At 41.5% G+C, this 19,845-nt stretch carries 18 protein-coding genes; 5 read left to right on the top strand and 13 right to left on the bottom strand.

The window, feature by feature from the left end; all coding sequences use genetic code 11:
* Window positions 1–148: 148 nt before the first annotated feature.
* The 3 genes from LIQ05_RS13345 to LIQ05_RS13335 are packed head-to-tail and all read left to right on the top strand — an operon-like array spanning window position 149 to window position 2,790.
* On the top strand, window positions 149–964 hold the full coding sequence (locus LIQ05_RS13345) for a DUF3100 domain-containing protein (RefSeq protein ID WP_226821392.1): 816 nt from the start codon (window positions 149–151) through the stop codon (window positions 962–964).
* Window positions 965–1,426, top strand: a complete 462-nt coding sequence (locus LIQ05_RS13340; protein WP_021925173.1) for a hypothetical protein — start codon at window positions 965–967, stop codon at window positions 1,424–1,426.
* Between the two features lie 29 nt (window positions 1,427–1,455).
* Complete coding sequence (locus LIQ05_RS13335; protein WP_226821390.1) at window positions 1,456–2,790, top strand: amidohydrolase; 1,335 nt, start codon at window positions 1,456–1,458, stop codon at window positions 2,788–2,790.
* A gap of 84 nt (window positions 2,791–2,874) precedes the next feature.
* Here the strand turns inward: LIQ05_RS13335 and LIQ05_RS13330 are convergent, their stop codons facing one another.
* From LIQ05_RS13330 to LIQ05_RS13285, 10 genes are all read right to left on the bottom strand, one after another.
* A complete protein-coding gene (locus LIQ05_RS13330) occupies window positions 2,875–4,263 on the bottom strand; it encodes a glycoside hydrolase family 32 protein (RefSeq protein WP_226821388.1) in 1,389 nt (462 codons plus the stop codon).
* 108 nt (window positions 4,264–4,371) lie between these two features.
* Window positions 4,372–5,211, bottom strand: a complete 840-nt coding sequence (locus LIQ05_RS13325) for a carbohydrate ABC transporter permease (RefSeq protein ID WP_226821386.1) — start codon at window positions 5,209–5,211, stop codon at window positions 4,372–4,374.
* On the bottom strand, window positions 5,208–6,092 hold the full coding sequence (locus LIQ05_RS13320) for a carbohydrate ABC transporter permease (RefSeq protein ID WP_226821384.1): 885 nt from the start codon (window positions 6,090–6,092) through the stop codon (window positions 5,208–5,210). The genes LIQ05_RS13325 and LIQ05_RS13320 overlap by 4 nt, the downstream gene beginning before the upstream one ends.
* Before the next feature lie 72 nt (window positions 6,093–6,164).
* The gene (locus tag LIQ05_RS13315; RefSeq protein ID WP_226821382.1) at window positions 6,165–7,448 is read right to left on the bottom strand and encodes an ABC transporter substrate-binding protein; all 1,284 of its coding nucleotides are present in this window, start codon (window positions 7,446–7,448) and stop codon (window positions 6,165–6,167) included.
* A gap of 145 nt (window positions 7,449–7,593) precedes the next feature.
* Window positions 7,594–9,207, bottom strand: a complete 1,614-nt coding sequence (locus tag LIQ05_RS13310; RefSeq protein ID WP_226821380.1) for a response regulator — start codon at window positions 9,205–9,207, stop codon at window positions 7,594–7,596.
* The gene (locus tag LIQ05_RS13305; RefSeq protein WP_226821378.1) at window positions 9,179–10,984 is read right to left on the bottom strand and encodes a cache domain-containing sensor histidine kinase; all 1,806 of its coding nucleotides are present in this window, start codon (window positions 10,982–10,984) and stop codon (window positions 9,179–9,181) included. The genes LIQ05_RS13310 and LIQ05_RS13305 overlap by 29 nt, the downstream gene beginning before the upstream one ends.
* A gap of 71 nt (window positions 10,985–11,055) precedes the next feature.
* Window positions 11,056–11,448 (bottom strand): VOC family protein, encoded by a 393-nt coding sequence (locus tag LIQ05_RS13300; RefSeq protein ID WP_226821376.1) that lies wholly within the window; start codon window positions 11,446–11,448, stop codon window positions 11,056–11,058.
* Between the two features lie 86 nt (window positions 11,449–11,534).
* Window positions 11,535–12,071 (bottom strand): DUF3877 family protein, encoded by a 537-nt coding sequence (locus tag LIQ05_RS13295; RefSeq protein ID WP_226821374.1) that lies wholly within the window; start codon window positions 12,069–12,071, stop codon window positions 11,535–11,537.
* A gap of 195 nt (window positions 12,072–12,266) precedes the next feature.
* Window positions 12,267–13,061 (bottom strand): GNAT family N-acetyltransferase, encoded by a 795-nt coding sequence (locus tag LIQ05_RS13290; RefSeq protein ID WP_226821372.1) that lies wholly within the window; start codon window positions 13,059–13,061, stop codon window positions 12,267–12,269.
* Window positions 13,062–13,150: 89 nt separating this feature from the next.
* The gene (locus tag LIQ05_RS13285; RefSeq protein WP_226821370.1) at window positions 13,151–13,462 is read right to left on the bottom strand and encodes a hypothetical protein; all 312 of its coding nucleotides are present in this window, start codon (window positions 13,460–13,462) and stop codon (window positions 13,151–13,153) included.
* A gap of 81 nt (window positions 13,463–13,543) precedes the next feature.
* Here LIQ05_RS13285 and LIQ05_RS13280 point away from each other — a divergent pair, with 81 nt between their 5' ends.
* Both LIQ05_RS13280 and LIQ05_RS13275 read left to right on the top strand, forming a co-directional pair.
* A complete protein-coding gene (locus LIQ05_RS13280) occupies window positions 13,544–14,083 on the top strand; it encodes a nitroreductase family protein (RefSeq protein ID WP_226821368.1) in 540 nt (179 codons plus the stop codon).
* Window positions 14,084–14,230: 147 nt separating this feature from the next.
* On the top strand, window positions 14,231–15,352 hold the full coding sequence (locus tag LIQ05_RS13275) for a DUF362 domain-containing protein (protein WP_226821366.1): 1,122 nt from the start codon (window positions 14,231–14,233) through the stop codon (window positions 15,350–15,352).
* A 178-nt stretch (window positions 15,353–15,530) separates the two neighbouring features.
* Here the strand turns inward: LIQ05_RS13275 and LIQ05_RS13270 are convergent, their stop codons facing one another.
* From LIQ05_RS13270 to LIQ05_RS13260, 3 genes are all read right to left on the bottom strand, one after another.
* The gene (locus LIQ05_RS13270) at window positions 15,531–17,603 is read right to left on the bottom strand and encodes a beta-galactosidase (protein WP_226821364.1); all 2,073 of its coding nucleotides are present in this window, start codon (window positions 17,601–17,603) and stop codon (window positions 15,531–15,533) included.
* Window positions 17,604–17,821: 218 nt separating this feature from the next.
* Entirely contained in the window at window positions 17,822–19,150 is a 1,329-nt protein-coding gene (locus LIQ05_RS13265) for a glycoside hydrolase family 43 protein (protein ID WP_226821362.1), read from the bottom strand.
* Window positions 19,151–19,176: 26 nt separating this feature from the next.
* Window positions 19,177–19,812 (bottom strand): hypothetical protein, encoded by a 636-nt coding sequence (locus tag LIQ05_RS13260; protein WP_226821348.1) that lies wholly within the window; start codon window positions 19,810–19,812, stop codon window positions 19,177–19,179.
* Window positions 19,813–19,845: the final 33 nt, after the last annotated feature.

Genomic DNA, 19,845 nt, shown 5'->3' with positions numbered 1-19,845 from the left:
ACCTTTCGCATGAACGAATGGTCCTATTTCTTTTAGGGACTTATTTCACATCCCCTTTTTGGTATGTTCGCAGAAATCAGCTCTCATGTTATACTTACAGCATAAATTGCTGCGCACCTGTGCAGAAAAAAAGGAAGGAGTTTCTTATATGGAAAAACTAAAGATTGTCATCAAAAAGTACTGGAAAATTTACCTTGCCGCTCTGGTCATTTCCGCAGTCTGTGATCTGATCGGAACTGTTAAGCTTAACGTTGGCATTGGTACACTTACTCTGTTCCCGATGGTGTTTGCCGTCATATTCGGAGGGCTTTTAGGACCGGATATTTTTAAAGTATTCAAAACTGAGGAATGTAAAATAGGCGGAAGCCTGGTTCTTGTGGTTTTGGCACCTTTTATGGCAAAAATGGGCATTTCTTCCGGTGCAAATCTTGCAAAACTGGTTTCAGTGGGTCCTGCATTGCTTCTTCAGGAATTCGGAAACCTTGGAACGATTCTCTTATCTATGCCGCTCGCATTATTACTTGGTTTAAAGAAGGAATCTATTGGTGCATGTTACTCAATTAACCGTGATTCAAACCTTGGATTGACCACAGATATTTTTGGACCGGACGCTCCGGAAACAAAAGGAACCTTTGCAGTTTACATTGTAGGTTCTGTAATCGGAACAGTATTTATCAGCATTCTTGCAAGCGTTGTAGCTTCCTGGAATATTTTCGATCCTATTGCTCTTGGTATGGCCAGTGGAGTAGGAAGTGGATCCATGATGACTGCTGCTGCCGGAACATTAGGTGAAATATACCCACAGCAGGCAGAAAATATTATGATCATGGGTGGTGCCAGTGATATGCTGACCGGTATTACCGGAATTTACATGGGTACCTTCGTAGGTCTTCCTCTTGCAAAAAAATTATACGCAATTTTAGAGCCTAAGATTGGACGCAAAAATAATCAGGAGGTTAAATAAATGGTCAGAAAATACTTCGTACAGCAGCTTGGACTGCTTCTCATGGTGTCTGTGATTATAATACTTACAAATGTAATTGGTTATAAAATGCCCGTAAAAGATTCCATTATTGGAGTTCTTTTACTGAGTGCTATTTCTCTTATCGGTCTTACTATAAGTAAATTTATGAGCCGATTTGTTAAGCTTCCTTCTATGATGTATGTATCCCTTCTCGGACTGCTTCTTGCATGTCCTGTTTCACCGGTAAAAGATATCGTAGTTGGAACTACATCTTCTGTTGCATTTTTAGCACCGGCTACAGCACTTGGTGCATTTGCCGGTATTTCTCTTGGAAAAGATTTAAAGGATTTTGCAAAAATGGGATGGAAGCTGGTATTGATCACTTTATTTGTAATTACCGGAACCTTTATATTCTCCGCTCTTGTTGCAGACGTTGTTTTGAAAATGACAGGAGCCATTTAACAAACATATGAGATGAAATGAGGTAGCTTATGGAAAACTATGATATTTTAATCAAAAATTGTCAGGTTTTGAATCCTGATATGAGCGTTTCATCCACCTGTTCAGTAGGAATTAAAGACACCTGGATCAAGAAAATCGGTTCAGCAGATGAATTCGCTGATAGTGTTGCCACAGAAACACTTGATGGTAAAGGTAAGCTTGTTATGCCAGGCTTAATAGATGGTCATACACATACCTGTCAGCAGCTGTTAAGAGGTCGTGTTGCCGATGAATATCCTATGGTTTGGACTCGTTTCCTGGTTCCCTTTGAAAGCAATCTTCTCCCGGAAGATTCTTACGTCAGCGGACAGTTAGCCTGTCTGGAAATGATCAAAAACGGAACTACTGCTTTTGCTGATTCCGGCGGTGTACATATGGAGCGTGTGGCTGATGCAGTTATAGAATCCGGTATGAGAGCCGCAATAGCGAAATCCACAATGGATATGGGCAATGCTATTACAGGCGCAATGAAGGAAACTGCTTCTGAAGCTATAGACCATACAAAAGAGCTGTATAAGAACTATCAGGGGGCCGGCGATGGCCGTGTGGATATCTGGTTTGCTATTCGTCAGGTAATGACCTGCTCCAGAGATCTCATCACCATGGTAGGTGAATGTGCCAAAGAGCTTCATACAGGCATCCATGCACATTTATGTGAGCATAAAGATGAAGTGAGCTTTTGCCTGCAAAATTATCAAAAACGTCCTGCTGAGTTTTTAGATGAAATGGGAATTTTGGGACCAAATCTTCTGACTGCACATAATGTTATGCTATCTGACCATGATATTACGTTGATGGCAGAACGAGAAGTAAAAATGATTCATTGCCCAAGAGCCAACCTGGCAAATCATGGCTTCCCGAAGGCTCCGCAGATCCTGGAAGCTGGTGCAAGTGTAGGTTTAGGTTGTGATGGAGCAGCTCCTTCTAACCTGGATATTTTCGATGAGATGAAGGTTCTGCGTTATTCTATGCTGGCTTATTGGGGACTTCCTTCTTTCAATCCGGTAGTTATGACCTGCCCGACTCTTTTGAAAATGGCTTCTCAGGGAGGCGCAAATGCTATCGGACATGGCGATATTCTGGGATCTGTAAAAGAAGGAAAGAAAGCCGATCTGATTCTTTTAAATATTGATCAGCCGCATATTACACCAACTCAGAATCTTGTAAATACTATTGTAGATGCTGCAAATGGACATGATGTAATCGATTCCATCATCAACGGAAAGCTTGTTATGAAAAATCGTGAGGTACTTACATTAGATGAAGAGCGAATTCGATTTGAAGCTGCACAGCATATGAATGAAATCATAAAGAGAGCTTATTAAAAAAAGCAAAAGACTGTTATACCAGAATTTATCAGAGCCTGGTGGAAGTAAAACTTCCACCAGGCTCTTTTCAGCTGCACTAAATTACTTCAATCCAGTAGTCACCTTGCAATTTGTAACCTTCATGCTTCCCTCAGAAGCAAACAGAGATAAGCTTTCTCCTGGTCTCTTGTATGCTCGTGCATTCAAAGCCACACCGTCCACATAAATGGTAGCAATTGTGTCATCCACGATCATACGGATGTTATATTTCTTTCCCGGGATCAGATCAATTGGTCTTTCCAGTCCGATGTTCTGATTTGCAGGCCATGGCCAGTTCGGTTTCTTCTCGAATACATAACGGTTCTCTGTAGTATTAAATACAAACTGATAAGATTCTGCTTTATCCTCGTCCTCATAAAATCTCACGCCAAATGTTCTTGTGCCCTCAGAGAATTCCACATCTGCTTCAAATTTGAAAATGTCACCGGTATTTCTTCCAACAACAACTTCTGAACTCTTAGTTGGTGTATCGATAACGAAATCATCCTTCTTTTCCTCTTTGTCAAAAGCATTCCATACTGTTTCCGGAATTCTTACGCCGAGAGTACCATCCTCTTTCTGGTATACCTCATGTGCCATGAAGGTTCCTGCCCAGATGAAGTTTTCATCGTCATCATCTTTGTCTTTTGTTGCTACCCAGCCAAACAGGATTCTCTGTCCGTTCAGTTCAAAAGTACGTCCTGCATAATAAGCTCTGCCGTCAAATGCATCATCCTTCGGTGCGATCCATGGACCATTCAGGCTCTTGCTCATACGATAAACCATTTTGCTTCTGTCACTGTATTCTGTCACAATATGATACCACCAGTCACCGATTTTAAACAGGTCTGGCATTTCATGCATGGTATAAAGATCTGGTGCCCAGAAATCACCTTCAAACTTCCAGTTTTTCAGATCCTTGGAAGTAAACTTAACAGTTCTTCCTGTCTGTCTTGTTTTCGGTCCCTGCAGTCTTGCTCCAAGAATCAGTAAATACTGGTCATTTTCCTCATCACGGATCACCCACGGATCTCTCCAGTCATCTGGATCATAGCCTTCCTGTGGGGTAAAAGTAAGAGCATCCTGAGTTTTGTGCCAGGTAACCAGATCATCACTATATGCATGCATCAGTACCTGCGACGGTTTTCCAAGAGCTGGATAATCACGGTTGTAACCTGTATAGAAAATATGATACTGTCCTTCTGCTTCAAACACACTTCCTGCGAAAATAAACTGATCCTGCTCTTCATCAGTTCCTCTTGGAATTGCCACACCACAGTCTTCATAGTGAACAAAATCAGAGGTTGTTGCTAAATCCCAGCCAAACGGCTCTCCAAACGGTCCCGGTTTTCTGGTGTCTCTCTGATGATATAAATAAAATTTATCTCCATGTCCAAATGGCATACAATCACCGAACCAGGTTTCCGGAAACTGATAGTATAATTTCTGCATAATATATTCTCCTTTTCTTTACAGGCGTCCATACCCCGCCGTTTTTTTCTGATTTATAACCAACTCAAAGTAATAATTAAATAATCCTACATTAATATCACGCTTTACTCATCCCTTCACAGCACCGGCTGTCATACCTGCCAGCATCTTTTTGCTGCTGAAGAAATAGAAAATAAATACCGGGAGTACTGTAACTGTTATTGCCGCAAAGGTTGCACCCCAGTCAGTCAGTCCCATACTTCCCACGAAGTCATTCAGACCCAGTGTAATTGTTTTCATATCTGTTGATCTTGTAAATGTATAAGCATTGATATATTCATTCCAGCAGAAAACAGCCTGCATGGTAGCTACGGTAATGATAGAGTTCAAGGACATTGGAACTACCATTTTGAAAAAGCAGCCCATTGGAGAACATCCGTCAATAATAGCAGCTTCCAGCATTTCCTCAGGGAAGAACTTGTTAAAGGAATAAAACAGCTGGATAGAATAGGATAATGAAAATGCAATCTGCGGTATAATAATTGCCGGATATGTATTGATCAGTCCCATTTTGTTAAAAATAGTGAACAAGGGAATCAGGGCAACCTGCATAGGAAGCATTAATCCAAGCAGGAAATAGTTCAGGATTACTTTTCTTCCTTTGAATTTAATTTTACTGAGTGCAAATCCAGCCATCAGTGCAAATAAAAGCAAAGGAACTAATACACCGATTAAAACGATAATACTGTTTTTAAAATAAGTGGGCATATGACTCTTGGTAAAAACATTAATAAAGTTTGTTAATACCCACTTAGATGGAAGTGCATATGCCGGAAGCTTTCTAAAATCATCCAGGGATTTAAAACTGGAGGTAAATACATAGAAGAAAGGGTACACCTGCATAATGACCAGGAGTAACGCAATGATCCATTTAATAATGCCCGGAATGGAAATTTTTTTCTTTTTCATTCGTCTTCCCCCTGTTCTGAAAATTTACGGAACAATAATCCTACTACCATACAAATGATTACGATCATAATGGCTACGGCACTTCCGTATCCATACTTCATACTGCTGAATGCCTGTTTGTACATGTAAGTTGTCATAAGCTCGGAAGCATTTCCAGGTCCGCCATGTGTCAGCAGGTATGAGAATTCAAAAGATCTTAAGGATCCATTTAATACCAGAAGGCAGTTGGCAATAATAACCGGCTTAATGTACGGAATTTTTACATACAGATATTCCTGCCATACTGCTGCTCCGTCAATCAGTGCTGCCTCGCCCAGTTCGTCCGGTACACCAATCAGTGCTGCATAGAAAATAACCATATACAGTCCAAGATATTTATAAGCCTCTACAAATGCTGCCACATACAGTGAAACCTGAGGATTTGAGATCCACTCCATAAACTTAAATGAAGGGTTCACAAATGATAAAATCTGATTCACGATTCCAATTGGAGTTACAGAAAACAGCTTTGTAAAAATCTGACAGATTGCAACGGATGAAATTACGACCGGGATGTAATATAAAGTCTGTAAAGTAACTCTGCCTTTTTTGATTCTGGAAAGAAGGATTGCAAACAACAAACCTCCAAATACCTGAATTGCCACATTGATAATGGTATAAATGATCGTATGCCATATCGTAGAACGGAACACCGTATCCTGTGTTAAAAGCTCTGCATAGTTTTTAAATCCCACATAGATTTTTTCACCTACACCACTCCAGTCAAAAAAGCTGTAATAGCCTGCCCATACAATGGACACAATAACAAATGCAGTATAGATAAGTAATGCAGGAAAAAGGAACATAAAAATTACTGATTTTTTTCCAAATGCTTTCTGCATGTGACTCCCTCCTTTCTTTAAAAGAGACTGACGGTTAATCCGCCAGTCTCATTCCTGCATGTTCAAAATTCTTTATTTAACAAAAGAATCACAGGTTTCAACAAATTCATCTGGTGTAGTAATTCCCTGCGCCAGTTTCTGCTGCTCATCAACAATCTTAGTCAGCACATCAGAATCAAGTTTATCGTCCCAGGAAGTCCATGCTGTTTCCGCATTTTCGAACATTGGCTGAACATCGTAGAATAACTGCGGAAGTCCTTCTGGAATTGTTTCATCACTAAATGGTGAAAAAATCTTTACCTGATTGTAGCATACATCAGAATAATTCTCGCACATGTAGTCAAAGAACTCCTGCATGGTATCATCATAGGTAACCTTGTTGAATGCTTCTGCGAATCCTGCATGAACAGGAACGTTTGTAGACATATTGTCCATTCCTTCTGTATCCGGTACCGGGAAGAATCCAAGCTGACCATTATCATACATTTCTTCTGCCATGCTAAACTGTCCGGAACCTGTATAGAAAATCGCTCCTGTACCACCGAAGAACAGGTTACTTGCGGATGTGAAGTCTACGCTTGCAAATCCAGGCTCAAAATATCCTTTTGTTCCAAGATCAGCAAGAAGATTTACTGCATATTTCGCAGACTCGTTTTCACTAAAGGAATCTGTTCCTGCCTGATATCCCTGGATAAATTCAGGACCTGTTACTCTCCATGGAGAGAAGGAAAGATATCTCATAAGCTGCCATGCATCGGATCCTCCTACAATTACCGGAATCTCACCCATATCTGCGATTTTCTGGCAATCCTCTTCAAACTCTTTCCAGGTCGTTGGTGCTTCAGTAATTCCAGCATCTTCAAAGATGTCTTTTCTGTACATAAAAAACTCACAATACAGTGCCTGTGGGAACAAATACAGATTTCCATCATCTGCATCAGTAAGGAAATCACGAATTGCTCCGTTTAATTTATCTGCATATCCGTTTCTTTCCAGTTCTGCGCCTACATCAACCAGAGCATCAACATCCTTGCAGGCTGCAGATAGTGCTCCATTCGGGCATCCAAAGATATCCGGAAGTGTATCACTGTTGATGTACATCTGCAGTTTTGTGAAGTAATCCTGTTGATCGTTTACAAGTTCAATTTCGTAGTCCAGACCTTTCTCTTCGCAAAAATTTTTCAGCAGATAATCAAAAGTCAAATACTGCTCTGATGATTCCGTTCCTTTTAACAACGCAGTGATTTTTGTTCTCTCGCTGTCTGCTGAAGCTGTCATAGCTCCCATTCCTGTCATGAGACCAGCTGTCATAGCTGCTGTCAATGCAAGAGATACCATTTTTTTCATTTTTTTCATTTTCCTTTTCCTCCTTTTATTTTAGGTTTCCTCGCTTTTGATGATTTTATTTTACCTTCTGGTGCTTCTATAAACAATTGGAAATAAACGTAAAAATGGGAGATTTGTACACAGTTTCCTTTTGTGCACAAAACTCCCATTATCTTTAGATATGCTTACGAAATTCATTAGGAGTGATACCATATCGCTTTTTAAATACCTTGATATAGTATCCGAAATCCTTATATCCTACCATTTCCGCTATTTCATATTGCTTATAACGATCATCTGCGATTAACTGCTCCACATGCTTAAAGCGAACATCTGTCAGATATTCCAGAAAGCTTTTTCCAGCATATTTCTTCAGAAGCCGGCTGATATAGGTTCGGCTTATATGGAACTTCTCTGTAAGATCATCCATTGAAATATCCTCAGCATAATTTTTCTCAATATACGATAAGATGCTCTGAACCAGCTTCCGATTCCGCTCATCTGAGCCTTCGGTATTCTGCTTGATCAATGTTCCAAACAGATTAAACATACAAAACAGAACCTCTTCTGTAGTTTCACACTGAGAAATACGTTTTACTCCATCCTGCAAAACAGAAAAATTCCAGTTTTTATTATGTATTTCACTGTCTACTGCACAGGTGTATGGAAACTTCATGCATCCAAACAGCAAATCCATTGCTGCAAATTTAACAGCCGCTCCATCCTCCGGTGCTTCTGCAAAAATCTGACGCAATTCATCTTCCGCTTTTTCGAAGCTCTCCTGAAACAGAGTCATCATAAAATGCATTCTTTCTCCCGGCGTAATTACAAAATCCTTCTGTTCCTCATATTGCAGGTCTTCATATTTCAGAATAATGTTTGTGCCAAGATAAATACACTGTCTGCACGCTTTCTGGGCTTTTCGGTACTGGGCATTTGCCTGGTATTCATCTTCTGAAATATCACTGATTCCAAAATTCATATATGCCTTCAGATACCGTTCCACTTCTTCCTGAATTTTTCCACAAGCCTGAAGTGCCCGTTCCATACATTTCTGATTTTCTTCCTCTTCTGCAAACAGAAGGATAAAATTATACTCAGCTGTAGCAGTGTTATAATCACTTAATACCTGTATGTTGTAATTATTGAAAATTTCTTCAAAAATATTGATACAGGCAAATTCTTCAATCCATTTATCACCTTCGTGAAGCCGTTTTTCCCCGACTATTTTTCTTCCAACACATACAATATATTTCTCAATGGTCAGTTTGAGGGATTTCGCCTGCTCCTGCACCACACCTTTTCCCTGAATCCTTCCATAGAGAAGATTCCCTGCAAATTTAGATCGCAGTTCCGGTACAGACTGATTAAAATATTTCTGTAAATCCCGAACCTCCTGCTGTTCATCTTTTTTTGCATGTATCTCTTCTGCAAGCCGGGCTGCCATATTTTTTAATTCCTCATAGTCAATTGGCTTCAGCAGATATTCCTTCACACCAATAGTGATTGCTTTTTGAGCATAGGCAAAGCTGTCGTAACCTGTCAGAATTACAATAACCGTATCCGGATACATCTCGTGAGCCCGTTCCGCGAAATCCAGACCATCCATTCCGGGCATCCGAACATCTGTAAGAATCAGATCCGGTTTTATATGCTCCAGCTTTTCCAGTCCCTCCAGACCATTTTTGGCAGTAGCTGCTACCTGATATCCATAATCAGACCAGGGAAAAGAGCACAAGCCATCCAGAATAATATGCTCATCATCCAATATCATTACCTGAAGTTCCATTTTCCATAATCTCCTTCGTTTTTCTCAGAGGAATTTCCAGCACCACCAGAGTTCCCTTTTCTTTTTCCGATGTGATCGTCATTTTTGCTTTTCCATGATATACATATTCCAGACGTTTTTGCACTGCATAAATTCCCAGATTCGTATGTGTTCTTTCTGCCGTATGTTCCGGTTCTTTCTCCATTTTCATAAGGGCTTCTAATTTCTCTGCCGATATTCCCACACCATCGTCCGTTACCTTAAATACAGCCATATCATCCTGGATTTCTCCTGAAATGTAGAGGAAACAATCCCAGGTTGCATTTTCAACTCCATGAACAACTGCGTTTTCAACCAGAGTCTGAATTACCATCTTAGGAATTTCCAGTTCATTCAGTGCCTCATCTACCTCGATATATGAGGTGAATTTATCTCCATATCTTGTTTCCTGAATGTAGAGATAATCTTCAATATATTTCAGTTCTTCCTTCACGCGTACCATACTTCGTTTGTTGCTGATACTTGCTCTCATAAGATTGCTGATTGCAGTTACCATCCGGCAGATATTTTCTTCCCCTTTTTTTCTTGCCATCCAGTTGATCGTATCCAGTACATTATAAAGAAAATGTGGATTGATCTGTGCCTGCAATGCCTGAAATTCCATATCTTTATTTACCATTTCCATCTCAACAATCTGCTTCAACAGCTTTTCAATCTTTTCAATGGTCTGGTTGAAAACAGAATTCATCTCTCCGATTTCATCAGTTCGCTCTTCCGGAAGACGCACTGAGAAATCTCCTTTGGCAAATTTTTTCATAGCATTACTGGTTTGTTCAATAGGTCCAGTAATTCCACGCGCCATAATGTTTGCAAGAAAAACACACAATAGAATGCTGATTCCGATTAACAGCGCAGTGGTTTTTTCCAGTTCCCGGGCCGTTTTCTGCAAAAAGCTGGTAGGAATCATTCCCACAACCGTAAGTCCCGTATCAGAGCTTGTCTGATAAACGAGGTTGTAAGCTTTCCCATCCAGATTAAGCCGGAGGTTTCCAGAATTTCCATTAATCTGATCCAGCCATTTCTGATCCTTCAAATCCGTATTTTCCCCAGCACTTTCCAACAGAATATTTTTGTCCTGGCCCAGTAAAAATATATGGGCAGACAAGGACTCCTGTGCTGTAAGCGTCATTTTCTTCAGATAGCTGATTTTTATAGAAGCCCGCAAAACTCCAAGAGGCTCCATAGTCAATACATCTTTTATCTGCTTTGCCACATAGATTAGTTTTTCGTCCGCTGCATTATAGTAAACACAGCGTCCATTTGCATTTTCAGCCATTGTACAGGAAATCTCGGAGCTTTCTTCATTGATACCTCTGTCATTGGAAAGAAGATGGTTTGCACCATTGTATCCATACAGCTGAATATCATTTATATATATGCTTGTGTAGCCTTGCAACAGCAGCCTTCTAATCTGACCAGCCCTTGAATAATAAGAATATAGCTCGGAGCCGTCAGATTTATATGGTTCATCTGACTCCAGTTCCTCCTGCACGATACTATTATTTGCGATATACTCAAATGAATTTTCCACCATATCGAAATAATGATCCAGATTAACAGACAACTCATTAATCACTCCTGCCGATTGTTTCACAGTCTGCTCTGTTACGATTTCAGATGCAGACATAAACTGGAAAAAGCTGGCTGCCAAAAGCACAACCAATGTAATGCCTAGTGTACAATACAGATATTTTCTCTGAATCGAAAGATTCAGAAACCATTTTTTTAACTGTTTCATTTTTCCATCCACCTTATAAAAGCCGGTACATTGTTTCAGGCAATGTACCGGCTTCCTGTTATAAATATCCTTTATAAGTACTGACTGAATTCAACCTTCTCTTTGTTCGGACCTTCAATAGTGAAAAACTTTACTCCATTTTCCCAGAATGGTAAAAAATGAATACTGTCCTGTGTGGTATTCAAACCAACCTCGTTAACGTACTGATAAATTTCTTCTATGTCCTTAACATCAAGTGCAACATGATCAATTGCTCCTGCACGAAGAGCTGCTGTGTGATTCTCATAGGTTTCCACAACCAGAGTTCCAAGCTTCAGGAATACAACCTTCTCGTCTGCTTCTTTATTAACTGTTTCAAAAGCAGTTTCAAAGCCCAGTTTATGATAAAATTCTACGGTTTTATCAATATCGTTTGTTGGAATTCCGATATGCTGGACACCTGTTGAATAGTTTTTCAAATCCATTTCGATCTCCTCCTTTGTAATGAACAAGCAACAGCTTTTTTACAATATACGCACAAGTTTTCTTGTTTGTCAAGATTTACGCTTGTTCAAAATCCAAAATCCTCATAATCCTCTGGCAGAAATCTATGATAAATAAAGTGGAATCCCTCATCCTTAAAGCAGTAATAATAGGTATCATCTGCCTTATCCAGGAAACGGATATAGAAATCAAATTCTCCATTGTCCATTTCCTGACTTTCTGTTTTTTCCCAGTAAGAGGTAAACAGGTCAAGTAATTTCACCTTTGTGCAGTCATGCTTCTGAACCAGTTCGATGAGCACTTTGATAAATTCATTCTCTTTCATATTCTCATGCACATAAACGCTTCCAGGCTCCGGAATATAAAAACAGAATCTGTCCCCTTTATGAGACACCGCCACATTTCCCAGCTTGGAAGTCAGCTCTTCCGGCAGATTCTGCAGACGAGCCAACATTTCTTCTGCATTGTCCTGCACAGAAAAAAAATGATTTAGGGAAGATAGCGGATAATATAAGTGAATCTTCTCTTCCTTAAAGCCAAGCTTAGCCTGTTCTTCCTTTATTACATCTATTAAACTATTTTCCAGCTTCTTAAATCCAGTCATAAGTTCTCCTACTTCCACTAAAAAGCGGCCTTACATCCCATTCTTTCAGCTGAATGCTTCCGCTGCTTTTTCAATAAATTGACAATTTTTTTCTGTTATGAGTGTTTTCTTTTCTTTTTTATAACAAAAATCACAATTATATAATGTTTCGTTTCAGTCTTTCATATTCTACCATACTTCCATGTTCGCCGCAACTTACTTTTTCACTTTATAAACCACATACTCATGACTGAAATGATACCCCAGTTTCTCTGCCAGTCCTACTGACATTTTGTTGGCTGCATCCCAGTTTGGATAAAGCCCGCGTTTGTCGCACTCCAGAAGCAGCCGCGCTGCTCCGATATATGCCAGACCTTTTCTCCGGTAGTCCTCACGGGTTACTACCTCAATTTCAATTCCACCATGACAGCTAAGATTCTCGTCACTTCTTCTGCCATAACCAGAATAAGAGGAAATTCCAGCGACTACTTCCCCGTCCTTTAAAATACAAACACCAAGTCCATACTCTCTGTATTGACTATAGCTTTCGTAGTTTGCTGTCAGGTCTCTGCTCCACTGTGTATCTCTGCAAATTTCAAAAAGCGCCTGGTCGATCATTCTCATTTCGTACTCTCCCGGCAGACTTTGTGTTACCTTCTGAAGCTGCTTTAAATCAAAAACCCCAGGTTCCTTTTTGATTGCATAACGAACTGTTTTCTCGGCCTTCTCTCCGTAGCACTCCACGATCATCTGTGACCAGTCATCATTTTGAGGCACCAGGATTACTTCCTCTGATGCACTGTTTCCCAAAGCTCCGGAAATGACTCCTGATTCCGGTTTTCCACTCAGGAAGCAGAAATCCCCAAGCATAGCAACACCACTCTCCGGTTTTTCCAGAGAATCCACACATATTTTCCCCATCACCCCCTGCAATGCGGACCAGACCACACTATCCTGCCAGCCTGCGAAAAGAGCACTGGCTCTGCCCGTTTCTATTAATTCATAAATCATATTCATCCCCCTTACGTAAATCAGGCGAGAGACCTTTGCCTCTCGCCATCCTTATATGAAAGCCATCTGTTCCGCATCTGCGAAACGCTTTATGGTTCTATATATTTATCATTTGAAAAAGTGTACCCATTCTTATATTTCACCGTTAAATAGAATGTTTCCTTTCCATCTGTAACCTTTACAAAACAAATATTATTATCGTCAAATTTGTCGGTAATGTCAATACTCTGATTGTGAAAATAAACCCATACGCTTCCATCATCTTTATATTCTACATCCGGGGAATTAATTTCCTCCATAAGCTCTTCCGCTGTAAGAGCGCGCTGAGTTCCGTCAGCATCAATAGATACTCCACCGCCACCGGTCTGATGAAGTGTACCATCCTCATTATAGTATTCCAAGGTTACAAAAAATTTTAACTTTTCACATCTAATGAATTATGCTAAAATACAGCCAAAACATACTTTAAGGGAGGTTTTTTCATGGAATTTCAGACACTTATTGAGAACAGGAGATCTGTGCGTAAGTACAGTTCCCATACAAACGTTACCAAAGAGCAGATCCAGCAGCTTGTACAGGCCGCTTTGGAAGCGCCATCATGGAAGAATACGGAAACAGGTCGTTATTACTGTGTTTTATCAGAGGACATGAGTCAGAAGCTTCGTAAGGAATGCCTGTGTTACGCCAATAACGATAACAAAACCGAGCATGCAGCCTTGATTGTCACTACCTTCGTACATAACCGTGCCGGTTTCCAGACAGACGGTACTCCTGATAATGAGATTGGAAATGGATGGGGCTGTTATGACCTTGGTCTTCAGAACGAAAACCTGATTCTGAAAGCCACAGAGCTTGGTCTTTCCACTCTGATTATGGGACTTCGGGATGGGAACAAAATTCGTGAAATGCTTTCTATTCCGGAAAGTGAAACCATTGTTTCCGTTATTGCTGTAGGAAAAGCGGATGAGGAACCAAGCCGTCCGAGGCGCAGAGAGCTGGAGGATGTTCTGAAGTTCTTTTAAAACGTGTTTGAAAAGGCTTTCTGCAAGATGTGAGTTACAATTTGTGGGAACGATTTTGGGGGCACGCTATAGTACAAAAATAACTTGACATTAAAGCAATCACAAGAATAATATGAAGATAAATAAAAATCAGAAATGAGGAATTTTATGGAAAAATCAACTGTATATTTCACCGACTTCCGCTGCAAGGTCGGCACAAGCCAGCTGGACAAGCTGAAAAAGCTGTGTATCGCAGCCGGAATCAAAAACATTGATATGGATGGTAAATTCGTTGCCATCAAAATGCATTTCGGAGAGCTTGGAAATCTTGCGTTCCTGCGCCCCAATTATGCAAAAGTAGTAGCCGATCTTTGTAAGGAGCTTGGCGGAATGCCATTTCTCACAGACTGCAACACCCTTTATCCAGGAAGCCGTAAGAATGCCCTGGAGCATATGGATTGCGCAAATCTGAATGGCTTTAATACCATCACTACTGGCTGTCAGATCATTATCGGTGACGGACTTCGCGGTACCGATGACGTGGAGGTTCCTGTAGAGAATGCAGAATACTGCCCTACTGCCAGAATCGGCCGTGCTGTAATGGATGCTGACGTATTCATCAGCCTTACTCACTTCAAAGGACATGAAGCCACCGGTTTCGGCGGTGCAATCAAAAATATTGGTATGGGCTGCGGAAGCCGTGCAGGAAAAATGGCTCAGCACAACAGCGGAAAACCTGTTATTGAGGCAGATGTCTGTCGCGGCTGCAAGCGCTGCGCAAAAGAATGCGGAAGTGATGCAATTACATATCCGGAGAAAAAGGCTGTTATTGATTATGATAAATGCAAGGGCTGCGGCCGTTGTATCGGTGCATGCAGCTTTGATGCCATCCATAATCCGCACAGCAATTCCAATGAGCTTCTCTGCCGCAAGATGACAGAATATGCACAGGCAGTCTGTCATGGACGCCCATGCTTCCACATTGCCCTGGTTCAGGACATCAGCCCGAACTGTGACTGCCACGTCGAAAATGATGCTCCTATCCTTCCGGATATCGGAATGTTCGCAAGCTTCGATCCGATTGCTCTTGATCAAGCCTGCGTAGATGCCTGCCTTGCAGCTCAGCCGATCCGCAACAGTCAGCTGGGTGATAACCTTGCGAAACCGGACTGGCATTGCCATCATAACCACTTTATGGACTCCAACCCAAATGTAGAGTGGGAGGCTACACTGGATCATGGACAAAAGATTGGACTTGGTTCCAGGGATTATGAATTGAAAAAGATTTGATTCTTGTAAAATCTTTAGTTATTGTTTTGAGTTCGTAAATTTTCTATAAAAAAATTCCGGTGAATGATTTCTATCATTTACCGGAACTTTCTATTTACATGAACAATGAGCCAAAGTTCGTGCTTGCACGAAGCCTTGACGGCTGCCGCGATAACAGGCAAAACTCGCAGAGCATATTTTATTCTTCTTCTATAATCTTCACACCCCATGCTGGCATTCTAAGTGCGGCTTTATTTTCAACTTGCACATCTTCCAGTAATTCTGTGCCAGTTTTATAATCATATGGCATTTCCAGTTCTACTGCTGAATAATTCAGGAAATAGCGGACTGTCTTGCCAAGGTCGTTGGTTCCTTTTCGAACGATGACTGGGTACTGGTATTCCGGAATTTCTACGTCTGCCTGTGGAAGAACTGCTTTGTAGACAGCTTTTAAGGTATCTTCGTCAGTCATGCAGCCAACATATACCGCCTGTCCTTTGCCGTAATGGTTTCGAGTGATGGCAGCGTAGTCTTTCCAGTTGTAGTGGTCGTAAGAAGCCAGTACCTCTGCTCCATCTGGAACCAGGAGTTCCATAAATATCTGTGCAGACGGGGAAGTACTATCTTTCGCATAAGCCTTGTCATCCAGACAAGTACTGCCTTTCTGACATATTTTCCCAGAAATAATTTTTCCAGTTAATCCTACATTTTTCGGGAAAGTAAACTGGTCGTAGTGAACACCAAAACAATTATTCAAAATGTGTGGCTGGACATCATGGCTCACTTTCACATTCTCATTTGCAAAAGCAGACTTAAAGGACGCGATCAGCGTTCCGCCATTTTCCACATACTGATTCAGCCGCTCTAATAATTCATCTGGTGCTGCATAAAGTGCAGGTACCACAATCGCTTTATACTGATCCAGATTCTCGGTTTCCGGCCAGATGAAATCGCATTCTACGTTCATATGATACAGAGTATCGTACATCCAGCGCATAACGTCATTATAATAGATACTCTTCGCATCTGCGCCTGGCGCCTGCTCCTGGATTCGGAACCAGTTCAGGGCTGTGAGTGCCTCGTTGCTAACCAGCACTGCCACCTCATTTTTCTTTTTCAGATTTACCAGATGGCTTCCCAGCTTTTTAAACTCATTTCCAATAATGCAGGCTTCCTTATACGGTGCATTCTCCTGGAAATCATGGCTCAGCAGACCTTTCCAGTAAGTTTCAAAGGAATTATGAATGGAATGCCAGTGCCAGTACATTACGCTATTTGCTCCAGATGCCAGGTGGCTGTATGCCTGTAATCTCAGCTGATTCTTATACGGTGTCCAGCCAGGAAATCCCTGTGCTTCGGTCTCGATCACCAGATAATTGTCCTGTTTTAAGGAACGGATCAGATCTCCTCCGAATGCAATTTCAGCACCGGTAAGGTCATCCTGTGTAGGATGATAAATGTCAGTTCCTGCAATTGTCAGACACTGGGACGCGTGGAGATGGTTTACATAAGGTTGAATTCCATAGGAATATCCTCTCCACTCAAAGTCCAGGTTATGGGTCACAAACTGGTCTTCTCTTCTGTATTCATTTACAATGTCTGCCTGCCAGCTTAAGAATTTGTCAACCAGAGTTCTCTGGAATTTCTCAAATTCTGCGCCAAGACTTCCATTGATAGTACCGCGCACATCTGGGAAATCCTCCCAGGCGTTGATACGGTTGCTCCAGTAATCCAGACCGAATTCATAATTCATAGCGTCCATATCATCGTGGAATTTTTCCCGGAGGTATTTGACAAACTGTTCCTGCACATTTTTGCCTGCAGTTCCGTAGTATTTCGTCTCATTGTCCAGCTGGAAACCGATGACACATTTTCTGTGGGCTGTACGCTTCATCAGCTCGCGGATCACACGCTCAGCATAAAAAAGATACACCGGATGAGTAATATCCATAATCTGACGGGCGCCGTAAATGCCTCTTCCCTCAACTGTCTCAGCCAGCACATCCGGGTGCGCCTTTACCATCCAGGTAGGCACTGCATAAGTAGGTGTACCGATAATTACGTTGATTCCCGCCTCTTCCATGGCGTCCATCACTCTTTCCACATGGGAAAAATCAAATACTCCTGGCTGTGGCTCGCAGGTGCTCCAGGTAGATTCTGCAATTCGAACAGTGTTGATCCCTGCTTTTTTCATCATAGCCACATCTTTGTCCAGACGGTCGTATGGCATATATTCGTCGTAGTATGCTGCTCCGTAAAGAAGTTCCTTCATGTTTTTCCTCCCTGATTTTCATTTATGCAATGTCTGCCCTGCCGGCATATTCACCTTGTTATCCTTTGTAAGTGATTTTATCAGAATTTTCCTTTTATTCATATCACGTATTTCAGTTATTTATCACTTTTCTCAGTAAGCGTAACTATTTACTCCATAGTAGATAACTGATTTGTAATGCACCGCCTAAGCGCGAAAATTTTCTTTGTCTTCTCCAATTATTTGAGGACAAAATCCGACTCCCATTTAATTACCACTCTATTTCCGTCAAAGTTAAGCGGCAGCCAGATATATCTGGAATCTGCCAGGTCTGTGCTGTTCCAGCGGTCGCCGTAGTAAATCCACTGACCTTCTTTCGTCTGGAAAACGCAGGTGCTCTGGGTGTCAAAGGTAATGTCGGCATCTGTGCCGACGCATGGGTTTCCATCATTTTGCCAGTCACCGAAGATTTCATCTGCGGACCAGACTCTGGCCTGGTTGGACATCCAGCCGGTGGTGCTGGAGGACATAAGATAGTATCTTCCATTGTCGCCTTTAAATAAGACCGGAGCCTCCCGCATGGCTCCTGGAAAAATGCGGATAAAATCTTCTTTATAAACCGCTTTCTCCGGGTCTGTGGACAGATATGTATAATCCTCATTCAGCTTGGAAATGTACAACGTCTTGTTATTTTCACTGGTATAAGTGACATAGGCAGTTCCGTCCTCATCCTGAAAAAGGTTCATGTCACGGGCTTCGCCTTTAGAGAATGGAAAGCAGTCAATCTGCTCGTCCGGACACTGACTTAGCCGGTATCTGCCAAGAAATTTGAATGGACCGGCAGGGGAATCGCTAACTGCCACTCCAGCCATACCCACATCATATTTATAGGTATTCTTTTCCGTACTATCATCGCTGTGAAACCAGAGCACATAGTTGTCATTTTTGTGATTATATAAGAGTTTTGGACGTTCTATTACGGTATTTTTGTTAATACAGTTATAGATTTCATTCAATTCATCGCTGGTATGATCCTGATAAAGCTCGTGGAAATAGGAATCCTCATCCAACTGTTCCCGGGATTCTACGGCCCGAAATACATCGCCCTGGAATTCCCAATGATACAGATCATCGGAAGTGTAAACAGCCACATCATTTCCCAAATGACCGGAGGATTTATCTTCACCTACCCAGACATATTTTTCTGTTTTGACCCCATTTTCACCTGGCACTGGCATAAGCTGGATCTGTCCGCCATGGGCCTGGATCACGTTACCGTCTGTGTCTAACCAGGACGCACCGGGGAGAATTGCTATTTCTGTTATCTCTTTCTGCTCTGCCTCATCAGTTATATTGTTATCCATACTCCCAGTTTGAGCTTCAGCAACTTCCGTTGGCATCTGTTGATTTTCATTCGCATATAAAGCCTCACTGCCTTTTCCAAGCCCGGAAAATAAATCCGCAATATCATAAAGGCTGCAGCCACTTAAAGTTACCGTTGCTGCCACGCACGCGGCCAGACCAATCAGTTTCGCCTTTCGTTTTCCTTTTTTATTACAATGTTTCAATTTCCATTATCCTCACATTTACTTTTTCACAATACACCACCAAGCATGGGTGCAGAAGGAAATACTGTCATCAACACTAATCCGGCAAGAAAGAAGCATTCTCTTACCTTATTTTCTTTTCCCTCAGATAGCCTGGCAATTGTCAGTAACAATAGGCCAGCACCATAGGGAATTAAAGCTACACTGTTAATTCCACAAAAAACAGCCAGCAGTGCTCCTGCCAGAGAAATCAGTAATTCCACAGCTTTTCCCCACACAGCCAGTCGAATTTCTCCCTTTTTCCACATCCAGCCAAACCAGATTCCACACAGGACAATGCTTCCAATTCCAGCCGCTTTCATACAGCCGTTCATCCAGTCATCACCAGTGGCATAAATGATCACGGCTGGGAATACCCAGATCATTCCAATTATGTAAAATATTCTACTACAAATCCCAACACCGATCGTCATCCGTCCTGTTTTCTCCGCAACAGATGTATTATTAGCAGCCCGCATATCCCCTTCGTTCTGCACCATATACAGTATTTCCGCCATGATACAAAATCCCATTCCGGCTGCCACGAACATCATAGTAAACGATGGACTAAACACCATCCCTTTATACGCGGCCAGAAAACACATTATAAATCCCAGAATAAATATAAGATTCTTTTTTCTCATTCATTATTACCTCAAAGATTTTACTGGTCTAAG

This window comes from Blautia glucerasea (genome assembly GCF_020537505.1).
Classification (GTDB): domain Bacteria; phylum Bacillota; class Clostridia; order Lachnospirales; family Lachnospiraceae; genus Blautia_A.
The sequence above is the reverse complement of the archived record's forward strand: the minus strand, read 5'-3'. Positions and strand labels throughout refer to the sequence as shown.

Bases quoted from the DNA above. Each gene is read 5' to 3' on its own strand.
- LIQ05_RS13300 (WP_226821376.1), bottom strand. From the start codon at position 11,448: ATGGATTTGAAAAACTATTCAACAGGTGTCCAGCATATCGGAATTCCA.
- LIQ05_RS13305 (WP_226821378.1), bottom strand. From the start codon at position 10,984: ATGAAACAGTTAAAAAAATGGTTTCTGAATCTTTCGATTCAGAGAAAA.
- LIQ05_RS13295 (WP_226821374.1), bottom strand. From the start codon at position 12,071: ATGACTGGATTTAAGAAGCTGGAAAATAGTTTAATAGATGTAATAAAG.
- LIQ05_RS13280 (WP_226821368.1), top strand. From the start codon at position 13,544: ATGGAATTTCAGACACTTATTGAGAACAGGAGATCTGTGCGTAAGTAC.
- LIQ05_RS13275 (WP_226821366.1), top strand. From the start codon at position 14,231: ATGGAAAAATCAACTGTATATTTCACCGACTTCCGCTGCAAGGTCGGC.
- LIQ05_RS13315 (WP_226821382.1), bottom strand. From the start codon at position 7,448: ATGAAAAAAATGAAAAAAATGGTATCTCTTGCATTGACAGCAGCTATG.
- LIQ05_RS13320 (WP_226821384.1), bottom strand. From the start codon at position 6,092: ATGCAGAAAGCATTTGGAAAAAAATCAGTAATTTTTATGTTCCTTTTT.
- LIQ05_RS13260 (WP_226821348.1), bottom strand. From the start codon at position 19,812: ATGAGAAAAAAGAATCTTATATTTATTCTGGGATTTATAATGTGTTTT.
- LIQ05_RS13325 (WP_226821386.1), bottom strand. From the start codon at position 5,211: ATGAAAAAGAAAAAAATTTCCATTCCGGGCATTATTAAATGGATCATT.
- LIQ05_RS13345 (WP_226821392.1), top strand. From the start codon at position 149: ATGGAAAAACTAAAGATTGTCATCAAAAAGTACTGGAAAATTTACCTT.
- LIQ05_RS13335 (WP_226821390.1), top strand. From the start codon at position 1,456: ATGGAAAACTATGATATTTTAATCAAAAATTGTCAGGTTTTGAATCCT.
- LIQ05_RS13310 (WP_226821380.1), bottom strand. From the start codon at position 9,207: ATGGAACTTCAGGTAATGATATTGGATGATGAGCATATTATTCTGGAT.
- LIQ05_RS13270 (WP_226821364.1), bottom strand. From the start codon at position 17,603: ATGAAGGAACTTCTTTACGGAGCAGCATACTACGACGAATATATGCCA.
- LIQ05_RS13330 (WP_226821388.1), bottom strand. From the start codon at position 4,263: ATGCAGAAATTATACTATCAGTTTCCGGAAACCTGGTTCGGTGATTGT.
- LIQ05_RS13340 (WP_021925173.1), top strand. From the start codon at position 965: ATGGTCAGAAAATACTTCGTACAGCAGCTTGGACTGCTTCTCATGGTG.
- LIQ05_RS13290 (WP_226821372.1), bottom strand. From the start codon at position 13,061: ATGATTTATGAATTAATAGAAACGGGCAGAGCCAGTGCTCTTTTCGCA.